This is a genomic window from Barnesiella intestinihominis YIT 11860, from assembly GCF_000296465.1.
GTDB lineage: Bacteria > Bacteroidota > Bacteroidia > Bacteroidales > Barnesiellaceae > Barnesiella > Barnesiella intestinihominis.
The window spans coordinates 665,995-677,619 of sequence record NZ_JH815204.1 but is presented as its reverse complement, the minus strand read 5'-3'; the positions used below and the strand labels follow the sequence as shown (position 1 = coordinate 677,619).

Annotated in this window: 9 protein-coding genes; 4 read left to right on the top strand and 5 right to left on the bottom strand. The window is 41.5% G+C overall.

What is annotated here, in order from left to right; all coding sequences use genetic code 11:
* Nucleotides 1–320: 320 nt before the first annotated feature.
* Nucleotides 321–1,382 carry a leucine-rich repeat domain-containing protein gene (locus HMPREF9448_RS07635; RefSeq protein WP_008862017.1) on the bottom strand — a complete coding sequence of 354 codons (1,062 nt, stop codon included), beginning with the start codon at nucleotides 1,380–1,382 and terminating at the stop codon, nucleotides 321–323.
* A gap of 522 nt (nucleotides 1,383–1,904) precedes the next feature.
* Nucleotides 1,905–2,741 carry a CvfB family protein gene (locus HMPREF9448_RS07625; RefSeq protein ID WP_008862015.1) on the bottom strand — a complete coding sequence of 279 codons (837 nt, stop codon included), beginning with the start codon at nucleotides 2,739–2,741 and terminating at the stop codon, nucleotides 1,905–1,907.
* A gap of 236 nt (nucleotides 2,742–2,977) precedes the next feature.
* On the opposite strand from HMPREF9448_RS07625, the gene HMPREF9448_RS07620 reads away from it, so the two are divergent.
* From HMPREF9448_RS07620 to HMPREF9448_RS07610, 3 genes are read left to right on the top strand one after another with little or no spacing between them, the layout of a single operon-like run.
* A complete protein-coding gene (locus HMPREF9448_RS07620; protein ID WP_008862014.1) occupies nucleotides 2,978–3,817 on the top strand; it encodes a DUF3298 and DUF4163 domain-containing protein in 840 nt (279 codons plus the stop codon).
* Between the two features lie 10 nt (nucleotides 3,818–3,827).
* Nucleotides 3,828–4,457, top strand: coding sequence for a 16S rRNA (guanine(527)-N(7))-methyltransferase RsmG (gene rsmG, locus HMPREF9448_RS07615; RefSeq protein ID WP_008862013.1), 630 nt, complete (start codon nucleotides 3,828–3,830; stop codon nucleotides 4,455–4,457).
* 6 nt (nucleotides 4,458–4,463) lie between these two features.
* A complete protein-coding gene (locus tag HMPREF9448_RS07610) occupies nucleotides 4,464–5,102 on the top strand; it encodes an MBL fold metallo-hydrolase (RefSeq protein ID WP_008862012.1) in 639 nt (212 codons plus the stop codon).
* Here HMPREF9448_RS07610 and HMPREF9448_RS07605 read toward each other — a convergent pair.
* The 3 genes from HMPREF9448_RS07605 to HMPREF9448_RS07595 form a co-directional block, all read right to left on the bottom strand.
* On the bottom strand, nucleotides 5,097–6,515 hold the full coding sequence (locus tag HMPREF9448_RS07605) for a tetratricopeptide repeat protein (RefSeq protein WP_008862011.1): 1,419 nt from the start codon (nucleotides 6,513–6,515) through the stop codon (nucleotides 5,097–5,099). The two genes, HMPREF9448_RS07610 and HMPREF9448_RS07605, sit on opposite strands and share 6 nt — an antisense overlap.
* Nucleotides 6,516–6,588: 73 nt before the next feature.
* A complete protein-coding gene (locus HMPREF9448_RS07600) occupies nucleotides 6,589–8,295 on the bottom strand; it encodes a glutamine--tRNA ligase/YqeY domain fusion protein (RefSeq protein WP_008862010.1) in 1,707 nt (568 codons plus the stop codon).
* Nucleotides 8,296–8,472: 177 nt separating this feature from the next.
* Nucleotides 8,473–8,841, bottom strand: coding sequence for a hypothetical protein (locus HMPREF9448_RS07595; protein WP_008862009.1), 369 nt, complete (start codon nucleotides 8,839–8,841; stop codon nucleotides 8,473–8,475).
* Nucleotides 8,842–8,955: 114 nt separating this feature from the next.
* Here HMPREF9448_RS07595 and HMPREF9448_RS07590 point away from each other — a divergent pair, with 114 nt between their 5' ends.
* Complete coding sequence (locus HMPREF9448_RS07590; protein ID WP_008862008.1) at nucleotides 8,956–11,424, top strand: endonuclease MutS2; 2,469 nt, start codon at nucleotides 8,956–8,958, stop codon at nucleotides 11,422–11,424.
* Nucleotides 11,425–11,625: the final 201 nt, after the last annotated feature.

Sequence of the window (11,625 nt, the reverse complement as noted above, 5' to 3'; positions counted from 1 at the left end):
AGCGGACTGATACTCCATTGCAGTATGGGACATTATAACTTCCAGTTCAGAATACGGCCCGACATGTGGAAAAGAATCGCCAAGCTGAATATCCCAGTAGATTTTTATCTATACTACATAAGTACGCCTTATTTCGACGACTAAACCATTGGACTCATGGGAATACAGAAGATTGAAATCGGGGATATTTTTGAAATCAAACAAAGAAGAAAAATATATTGTAGAATAAAGTAGACTAAAAAACAAATAGCCTAAAAATAAAAGTGGGATAATGTCGTTTCGGGCATTATCCCACCTTCGTTACAATTCATTCGGTTTCATCAATAATTCCATTGGCAAGCGATCATACGCAAGTTATTATCCCCGATAGTACGCAAATCGGTTAATTGATTATACCGGCAATTGATATAAACCAAATTCGGACAAAACGATACATCGAGGACATTCAACTGGTTATTACTGCAAATCAATCGTTGTAACATGGTTCTATTGCTCAAATCGAGTGTCGAAAGGTCGTTGTACGAGCAATCGACAAAATACAGATTAGTAGTCCCGTCGAGGTTCAAAGAAGTTAAATCGTTATACGAACACACCAAATCGGCCAACGACGTACAATCGAGTACACCCAATGTCTTCATATTGTTGTCACTGCAAATAAGAGACGTAAGAGACGGTAATTTGGACAAAAGCATATTCGATATTTCGTTATCGTCGATATTCAAATTAGACAGACTGACCGTCCCGAACAGATTCAAACTGGTCAATTTATTATAACCGCAATATAGATTTTTAAGATTTTCACAACTATCGACACTCAACGATTCAAGATGACAGCCCTGAACATTCAAGCTCTGTAATTGCTGAGCTCCGTTTACATTAAGTTCCACGAACAAATTATTGGAACAATTCAGATTTTTCAAACCGGGAAGCCCGGAGAGAGACAAATCGGTCAAGCGATTTTTATAACAATCGAGCTTAATCAATGCCGGACAATTGTCTATATTCAACTCCGACAGCTTGTTCCTGCTGACATTCAATGTATTGAGCGCAGTACAGTTAGACACATTAATCTCCGTCAACTGATTGCGTGAACAATCGACTTTTTGCAAAGCCGTAAACCCATTCAAATCCAATTCTCCGGCCAATTCCTTATCCTTCCAATCGATAGAAATAGCACGGCCATCGCTCCATACTACCCCCTTCCACATTGCAGGATTCTTAATGTCGGTAATTCCCAAACGAATATAATTGGCATCTCCCTTAGCCGATTTTTGCTGCAAAAAACTTTGCAACTGTTTTACCTCTTTTTGATTGCTTTTTTGAGCGAACAATAACCCTGCGCTTCCCAGCACAATGGCTAACATAATGAAGACTCTTTTCATAACTGTTTTTATTATTTAGTACCTGTTAAAAGTTATTCGGTTTCCAAAACAGAAACTTTACAACTCTTAAACAACAGTTGTAGAAAAAAGTTCTTTTAACTTGCGAAAAGATAACGGTTATTATGGTTCAGTCAATAATTAGTGGAGATTATCTTTTAACTCTTGTACTCGCAGATAGAGAGGAAAAAGAATATTCGTAGAGACTTTTTAGACCCTCTCCCTTGCCGTATCCCATAGCCTTACGGGGTGTTTCAATTTTTACTATCAGAGATATTTTAAAACACCTCCCCTGCCGTGCCCCGTAGCATTGCGGGGTGTGGCGAAGCAATAGGAGAGGTGTCCGCAAGGACGGAGGGGTTAACCCCTACTGCTAAAAAGACTTATGAAATCTTTCCAATCCCTCTCCTCAAAAACTACCGTTCCGTCGGCAACTCCCCTATTGCTACTGAAACACAGGGGATGCAATCCATCGCATTCGTTAAAATTCCGGCCTACCCCCTCGGATTTTCTACCGAACCGTTATTATGACTTACGAATAGAGTTCTCTTCGATAACAATGCGTCGAGCTTTATACAAAGCGCCTATCGCTTTTTTAAAGCTCTTCTTGCTACACTGGAAATAATGTGCAATCTCCTCGGCGGGCGATTTATCCGAAAGTCGTAACACCCCTCCCGCTTCATTCAACTTCTGTAAAATCGATTCACACAACGGGTCTATTTTTTCATATCCCGGAAGCTGTAACATCACATCGATCTTATCATCTTCTCTCACTTGTTTTACATAAGCACGCAAGTGCTCCCCAATGGTTATCGGTCTGAAAATCTCGTTGTGATAAATCACCCCCCAATGCAAATTATCGATAATAACCTTGTATCCGAGCGGAGTCCTTTGAGTTACTATGATTTCGACAGGTTGATTCGCCTCATATTCAGGAGGGACATTGTCTAAAAATTTATCCAATTTTGCGGAAGCGACTATTCGGCCGGTAGCAAAGTCGAGATATACATATACAATATAAAACTCGCCTTGCTGCATATCCGTATTTTGTTCCCGAAACGGGACCAACAAATCTTTCGCCTCTACTCCCCAATCCAAAAATGCGCCGATTCTATTCACCGACTTTACCTGTAACCACGCAAATTCACCTACTTGTGCATACGGTTTTTGTGTCGTTGCAATAAGCCGGTCTTCCGAATCATAATAAACAAAGACATCTATCTCTCCGCCTTCACTGCATGATTGTTCCGGAACGAATTTCCGTGGTAATAAAATTTCTCCCTTCTCTCCCCCGTCGAGGTAAACGCCGAAATCGACCGTTTTAACAACTTTGAGCTTATTGAATTTTCCGACTTGTAACATATAGGTTTATTTTACACGAATCTTATTGCAAAGATAGTGCAAACGAGGGCAGAAACAAATTTATTTGGTTATGCCGAATGTAGCCCATCTTCGCGCTTATGCAAATGTACACAAATCTTTCAACAGAAATTATAAAAATCCCGAAAACCGGGTGCTCGCATAATACTATTCCTTTTTTGCTTCTTTTCCCTTGCCAAGCACGACAAAAGGTGTATTTTTGTAAAAAACTTATTTATATGAAAAAAGTATCGTTATTGAGTATAATAGCATTGATAAGCTGTCTGTACTCTTGTAATTTCAAGAATAATCATTCAAATGAAACGAATGCCGATTCTGTTGTGGTGGAAAAATTAGTCATCGCAGACACCTACCATCTCTCCGGAGATACCGCAAAGCCTGCTTGTAAAGTTGTCTTGACAATGGAAATTCCTGTAAAATACAAACAAGACAGCGATTACCTTCATTTGCAAAAAATACTTTCCCCTCTAACCTTTGGAGACGAATATACGGGAGACTCCTTGAAACAAGCCGCGCAAAAGGTCGTAGAGTCTCATGTAAACGCCTATAAAGAAATAGAACCCGAATTCGAAAAAGAACTGGCGAAAAGCGGAGAGGCTTATTCTTTCGAATGGGACTTCGATTACACCCTTTCTCCCGTTTACAATCGCAATGATTTCTTCTGTTATGGAGTATCTTCGTCCGAATATACGGGTGGAGCCCACGGCATGTATTCGAATCGTTATTACACGATAGACCTCTCCAACTGGAAAAGAATCGGTTTAGACGATATTTTCCAGCCCGATTCATCGGATACACTTAGTTCTATCTTATTAAACCGGCTGATGAAACAACTGAATGTATCGTCACCCGACTCCCTACTGGAATTAGGCTATTTCGACACGGAAGATATCATGGCTACCGAAAACTTCTATCTGACCGATACCGGTATCTGTTGGGTATATAACCCTTACGAAATAGCTTGTTATGCGACAGGGCAAACCAGTATAGAAATACCGTTCAAAGAGATCGACAGCTATATTTTACCCGACAGCCCCGTTCGTCGTTTAATCAAATAAACAGCAAACCATGCAATATATAAAAACGTATTTCCCGAATCTGACACCGAAGCAGGAAAATCAATTTATGGCTTTGGGACAGTTATATACCGACTGGAATGCAAAGATCAATGTTATCTCTCGCAAAGACATAGAGAACTTGTACCTCCACCATATCCTGCACTCTTTGGGAATTGCCAAAACGATAAATTTCGCAGATGGTTCCGAGATTCTCGACGTGGGAACCGGAGGAGGGTTTCCCGGTATTCCCCTCGCCATACTTTTCCCGGAATGTAAATTCCATCTGATAGACCGCATCGGGAAAAAAATAAAAGTCGCCGCGAACGTCGCCGAATCCATTGATTTGGAAAATGTGACTTTTCAGCACGGAAGCGTAGAAGAAAACAAGTCCGAATACGATTTCGTGGTAAGCCGGGCGGTTATGCCCCTACCCGATCTATTGAAACTGATACGGAAAAACATAAAAAAAGAACAACGAAACGCGCTTCCCAACGGACTTCTCTGTCTAAAAGGCGGTGAATTACAAAACGAACTCGTTACAGTGAAAAAGACATCGATCGTATTCGACCTGAAAGACTACTTCAAAGAAGATTATTTCGACACGAAAAAAGTCGTCTATGTGCAAATTGTAAAAAAATAGGTTCAAATGAGAATTGCCCGATTTCAATTCAACATGCTCCCGGTAAATACCTATGTTTTATGGGACACGGCCAGTAGGGAATGCGCCATTGTCGATGCCGGATGCTATTATCCGAAAGAAGAAGAAACTCTCGCCGAATTCATTGATGATAATAAGCTGACCGTAAAATATTCGTTAGCTACGCATCTGCACTTCGATCACTGTTTCGGTAATTCTTTCGTGGCAAAAAAATATGGAGTTATATTATGTGCAGCAGAAGCCGACGAATTTCTCTTACAAAATATGGTACGCCAATGCGAATCTTTCGGTATTCCGTTTCGAGGAGAAATACAGCCGATTGGGCATTATATTTCCGATAAAGACACATTTGACCTCGGTCATGAAAAATTAAAAGCGATTGCCGTACCCGGGCACTCTCCGGGAAGTATGGCTTTTTATGCTCCCGATTCAGGGTTTGTACTGTCGGGTGACGCGCTTTTCCAAATGAGCATTGGAAGAACCGATTTGCCGGGAGGAAATCATCATCAGTTGGTCGAATCTATACGAACAAGATTACTTACTCTACCGAAAGGAACAATCGTATATCCCGGTCACGGACCGGAAACAGAGATCGGTATCGAACAAATTGAGAATCCCTTTTTATGAAAGGGATTCTTTATTTTCCGAATCATCTATATGATCCAATAAAAAGCGCTTTAACGATTGAATGGCTCCATGCACATTTTTCCACTGTTGCGACTTCTCATTCGGTAAACCGCTAAAATCGGAAGACTGGCTCATTTGGTCTATGATTTGTATCTGGCGCTCAGCATTCGCGTCATCGCCCATCTTCGCATAAGCGAGGGCTAATTTAAGCCTGCAATGCAGGTCGTACGAATCTTCCCGAAGCACTGTTTCAAACACAGAAACAGCCTCTTCATAATATTCGAGATGAAGGCACGCTTCGCCTTTGAGTTTCATAGTTTCCATATCGTCTTCATTCAACTCCAACGACTTAGACAAATGATAATAGGCCTCTTCGTAGTCTCCTTCCTGCAAAAGAATTTCACCTAAAAACGAATGAGCCTCGTCGTCCCTACTATCAAGGCTTAAAGTATCTCTCAAATAAACAACGGCTTTCTGTATATCTCCCAATTCATAATAACAAGTAGCCAACTGATAACATATATTCGAGTTCGAAGGCTCTATATCGAGAGCCTTGTGAAAAAACTTCAACGCGTTGTTGTTATCGTCCAATTTCACATAGCACTCCCCGATCAATTCATAAGCAACCGATTTTTCCTTTGTGATAGACTCATATTCAAGAAACTGTTCTATGGCCTTCTCATATTGTCCGGAGTCGTAATAACAATATCCTTTAAACGAGATTATCGACTCTTCATTTTCCTTCACCGCCAATGCAAAATCACAAGCCTCTACCGCTTTATCATAATGTTTTAACAAAGCCTCGACTTTGGCCAAAGAAAACCAATCCTGCAACGAATAAGGGTCTTTGTCTATCAATTTATTATAAATAATGACAGATCTCTCATACTCCGAACGCTCTTCGCAGATAGCAGCCATTTCTCGAAACAACTCCCGGCTATCGGGTAATACCTTTCCCGCTTTCTCCACGAACTCCACCAATTCATCGAAACAATCGTAATCGGTATATATATCCACGGCATCGAAACAAAAATCTTCCCGAATATCGTCGTTATCCAACATAGCAAGCAACAACGCATGGCCATCTTTCATATAACCGTCGATAAATAACAGCTCAGCCCGAATAAGTGTGGCATCAAGACTATAATCGGCCAGTTCGGACATAATTCTTTTCGCTTCATCTGCTCTATCGAGATAAAGCATATAACGAGCCTCTTTGAGCTTCAAATCCACATTGTCGGGGTGAAGATTCAACCCGAACTCAATAGCGTGCAACGCTTTGGACAACTGCCCTTTGGACTCATAATAATCCGAGATTTCATCTATCTCGTCGGTATCGAAATAACAACTAACTGTCCCGCGCAACATTTCTTCGTAGCGGTCTATGAGTTCATTCGGCTTTTTAGCTGACATCGCAGATTCAGATAAAAACTGTCGAATCCCTTATACATAAGGAATCCGACAGTATAGAAAATAAATTTATACTTTACTTCGATTTTAATTTTTCCCAGCTGTCTTTCAAAGATACGGTCCTATTGAATACCAAATGTCCATCGGTCGAATCTGGGTCCACACAAAAATATCCTGTACGCTGGAATTGATATCGATTGCCGGGCTTGGCATTCTCGGCCAAGTAAGGCTCGATACGGCAATTATCGACGATTTTTAGAGAATCGGGATTTAATAATTCTCTGAAATCCACATCTTTCTCCTCTGCCGGATTTTCTACATTGAATAGCCGGTCATACAACCTGACTTCTGCCGTCGAACTATATTCTGCCGATACCCAATGTAACGTACCTTTCACTTTGCGCATACTTCCCGGCATACCGCTTCGTGTATCGGGATCGTATTCACAATAAATTTCTTCTACGTTTCCATCGGAATCTTTTTTAATTCCGGTGCACTTGATTATATATGCCGACTTCAATCTCACTTCCTGATCGGGAGCTAAACGGAAGAATTTTTTGGGAGGATTTTCCATAAAATCGTCCCGCTCTATGTATAGCACTCGGGTGAAAGGTATTTGATGGGTTCCGGCCTCCGGGTCTTCGGGATTATTCTCGGTTTCCAAATATTCCACTTTATTTTCCGGATAATTGGTAATAATCAATTTAACAGGATTAAGAACTGCCGATACACGGGTCGCTGTTTTATTCAAATCTTCCCGGATACTATGTTCGAGTAAAGAAACACTGATGATTCCGTCGTATTTTGTATAACCTATTTTCTGTATAAAATTCTTTATGGATTCAGGCGTATATCCACGACGGCGCAATCCGCAAATCGTCGGCATACGAGGATCGTCCCAGCCGGCAACCAGACCCTCTTTTACCAACTGTAAAAGTTTCCGTTTGCTCATCACCGTATAGGTCAAATTCAAACGGTTGAACTCTATCTGGCGAGGGCAATAACTATCGTCGGCCAATTCCTTTACAAAATACTCATATAAAGGACGATGCACCTCGAACTCCAAGGTACAAATCGAATGAGTCACCCCTTCGAAATAATCCGATTGCCCATGTGCGAAATCATACATGGGATATACATTCCATTTCGTTCCGGTACGATGATGAGGATGCTTGATAATACGGTACATGATAGGATCGCGGAAGTGCATATTGGGAGAAGCCATGTCTATTTTCGCACGTAAGACAAAACGACCTTCCTCGAATTCGCCCTTATTCATTCGCTCGAACAAATCGAGATTTTCCTCTACGCTTCTATTCCGATAAGGGCTTTCTATTCCCGGCTGTGTAGGAGTACCCTTTTGGCGGGCTATCTCTTCCGAAGATTGTTCGTCGACATAAGCTTTACCCTCCTTGATTAAACGAATGGCCAAGTCCCATAACTTGGGAAAGTAATCGGATGCATAATACAACCGGTCTCCCCAATCGAACCCCAACCAATGAATATCTTCCATTATGGAGTCTACATATTCTACGTCCTCCTTCACCGGGTTGGTATCGTCAAATCGCAAATTACATGTACCTCCGAACTTTTCGGCAATTCCGAAATCCATACAGATCGCTTTCGCATGCCCTATATGCAGATAACCGTTAGGCTCTGGCGGGAAACGCGTATTCAAACGGCCGCCATTCTTTCCGGCTTTCAAATCGGATTCAACTATCTGTTCTATGAAATTAAGACTTTTCTTGTCTTCTATCTCATTGTTAGTTTCAATCTGTGTCATAAATGCGCATTATTTATAAGTGCGCAAATATACGAAAAGCTAAGAGAAGGACAAAATGAACGAGTATTTTTCATACCAAACCCAACCGTCCATTTTACTTTTCCCATGCACGAAACTTCTATTCAAAAAAAATGATATGGCAACATACAAGAAAAGTGAAATAACCATAGTCCTTCATCAAATCCAGTTCATCTCTGTATAATATCGCATTAAATTATCTATCGCATTCTGTAAATCGATGTGTAACTGATGCGTCATACGATGAATACGGATTCTTCCATGAATATTCATTTTAGCCAATAAAAGCGACGAAAAGGCCTCTTTTCTTATCTTTTCACCGAGTTTATTGTTAAATCCCACAGTGACACTGTCTTCATGCTTGGCTACATACCCCAATAATTCTTCCGAAACTTGGGATTCCCCTGCCTGCTTCTTTATAGCCCAAACTTCATAATGATAATCGTCGTTAACGGTAGCGACATACGGTGGAACCGCCGTCTGAAACATTTTCTTCACTTCTTTATAAACACTATTCACAGCTTCCATAATTTTTATTTTAGTTATTCATAATACACCCGAATCACATGTATTGTTCAACGATAAATAATGTATATCATCTGTCTTTTTATTACATTTGCAACGTTTTATAAATCATAAAGCGTGATATATCCACAAAATTTCGAACAAAAAATAGGATTCGACCAAATTCGATCGCTCATTAAAGAAAAATGTCTCAGCACATTGGGTATCGATTATACCGATAGAATGACGTTTTCTACCGGTTACGAATCCATACGGGAACAACTGAATCAAACATGGGAATTTGTACGCATTCTTGAAAATGCCGATGACTTTCCCGCCGATTTCTTTTTCGATGTACGACCGTCGATAAAACGAGTTCGTATAGAAGGAACCTTTTTGGAAGAAACCGAATTATTCGACCTGCGGAGGTCGCTCGACACCATACAACGCATTATCCGATTTTTATATCCCGGAGAAGAGGAAGAAATCAAATACCCTTATCTATATAAACTGTCGAAAGAGATAAGTTCTTTTCCCGATTTAATCAAACGAATCGATCTCATTCTCGATAAGTTCGGACATATCAAAGACAATGCCTCCCCCCAACTGGCTCACATTCGCAGTAATATATCCTCCACGTTATCTGGTATATCCCGAAGCCTGAATGCAATACTGAGGACTGCCCAGAGTGAAGGATTCGTAGATAAAGAAGTCAGCCCCACTATGCGAGACGGACGCTTGGTAATACCAGTAGCACCTTCGTACAAACGAAAAATCAGGGGTATCGTACACGACGAATCGGCTAGCGGAAAGACCATATTCATCGAACCTGCCGAAGTTGTGGAAGCGAACAATCGAGTTAGGGAACTCGAAAACGAAGAACGTCGAGAAATCACACGTATTTTAACATCGTTTACCGACGAACTTCGTCCGGCTATCGATGAAATCATCTACTCCTATGAATTCCTCGCCGAAATCGACTTTATTCGGGCGAAAGCCCTCTTTGCCGAGGAAATAGGCGGAGTCTTACCCACTTTTGAAAATACTCGGCAAATCGAATGGTTTCACGCCGTACACCCCTTGCTTTACCTATCGTTGAAACGGCAAGGGAAAACAATCGTACCACTCGATTTGACGTTAGACGAAAAGAACAGAATACTGCTTATCTCCGGCCCGAATGCCGGAGGAAAATCGGTCTGTCTCAAAACCGTCGGGCTTTTACAATATATGTTGCAATGCGGACTGTTGGTTCCCATGCACGACAATTCCCGAACCGGCATATTCAAGGATATATTTATCGATATCGGCGATGAGCAATCTATCGAAGACGATTTGAGTACATATAGTTCTCACCTCACACACATGAAGTATTTCGTACGTAATGCGAATGAGAACAGCCTTTTACTTATCGATGAATTCGGCGGGGGAACCGAACCGCAAATCGGAGGAGCCATAGCAGAAGCATTATTGGACCGATTCAACCAAAAACATGCCTATGGAATCATCACGACCCACTATCAAAACTTGAAACACTTTGCCGAAGATTCAGAAGGAATCATAAACGGAGCCATGCTTTATGACCGCCATCTGATGCAACCCTTGTTCAAACTATCCATTGGCAATCCGGGGAGTTCGTTCGCCATTGAAATCGCCCGTAAGATAGGACTTCCCGAAGAAGTAATCGCTGCCGCATCAGAAAAAGTAGGTTCGGCATACATAGATATGGATAAATATTTGCAAGACATCGTTCGGGACAAACGCTACTGGGAAAGTAAACGTCAGAACATACGCCAACGGGAGAAAAAACTCGAAGAACTAACTGCCCGGTATGAAGCCGATTTGATCGCTTTGGAAAAACAACGCAAAGAACTGTTAAAACAGGCGAAAGGAGATGCCGCTCAACTTCTCGCAGAAGCCAATGCACGTATCGAAAACACGATACGGGAAATTAAAGAGGCGCAAGCAGAGAAAGAAAAAACCCGCATAGCCCGGCAGAAATTCGAACAATTCAAAACCGAATTGGAAGAAACCCCGACCGTCGACGACAAAATCAGTAAAAAACTCAAACAGATCAACGACCGGAAAAAACGGAAACAACAAAAAAGAGAAGAAAGCAATCTACAACCTACCACTCACACCGTTTTAATGAAAGGCGACTCCGTTCGCTTGAAAGGCCAAAATTCTGTGGGTGAAGTCCTTTCCGTCAACGGTAATGAAATTACCGTCGCTTTCGGACTGCTGAAATCGACCGTCAAAGCCGACCGTTTGGAAAAGGTCAGCAAAAACCAAATCAAAAAAGAAAATTCGAAAGCCACTTTTATCAGTTCGCAAACAACCGACGATATGAGGGAAAAGCAACTGAATTTCAAGCAAGAAATCGATGTGAGAGGCATGCGGGCCGACGAAGCGTTACAAGCTGTTACCTATTTCATAGACGATGCCATACAAGTAGGTTGTACTCGCGTACGCATTTTGCATGGCACTGGAACTGGCGTTCTTCGACAAGTCATCAGACAATACCTCAAAACTGTATCGGGAGTCTCCCACTTCCAAGACGAACACGTCCAGTTGGGAGGAGCCGGTATTACGGTCGTGGAACTAAACTGAAAAAAGGAGGAGCGAACCACCTTAGAAGCTGTTTTAAATTTATTCCGAGACAGATTGAGCCCTATGTTGAAGCAGATTGGAGTCCGAGATATGCAGTCAATAGCGGGCTATTGACAAAAATCAAGGGATTCTAGATGCGAGACAGGGGCGCAATATGGCCGGAACATACCTGCTTGCAATGATTATATTATTTCTCTATAA

Coding starts and splice junctions, on each gene's coding strand:
- HMPREF9448_RS07635 (WP_008862017.1), bottom strand. CDS start 1,382: ATGAAAAGAGTCTTCATTATGTTAGCCATTGTGCTGGGAAGCGCAGGG.
- HMPREF9448_RS07625 (WP_008862015.1), bottom strand. CDS start 2,741: ATGTTACAAGTCGGAAAATTCAATAAGCTCAAAGTTGTTAAAACGGTC.
- HMPREF9448_RS07620 (WP_008862014.1), top strand. CDS start 2,978: ATGAAAAAAGTATCGTTATTGAGTATAATAGCATTGATAAGCTGTCTG.
- rsmG (WP_008862013.1), top strand. CDS start 3,828: ATGCAATATATAAAAACGTATTTCCCGAATCTGACACCGAAGCAGGAA.
- HMPREF9448_RS07610 (WP_008862012.1), top strand. CDS start 4,464: ATGAGAATTGCCCGATTTCAATTCAACATGCTCCCGGTAAATACCTAT.
- HMPREF9448_RS07605 (WP_008862011.1), bottom strand. CDS start 6,515: ATGTCAGCTAAAAAGCCGAATGAACTCATAGACCGCTACGAAGAAATG.
- HMPREF9448_RS07600 (WP_008862010.1), bottom strand. CDS start 8,295: ATGACACAGATTGAAACTAACAATGAGATAGAAGACAAGAAAAGTCTT.
- HMPREF9448_RS07595 (WP_008862009.1), bottom strand. CDS start 8,841: ATGGAAGCTGTGAATAGTGTTTATAAAGAAGTGAAGAAAATGTTTCAG.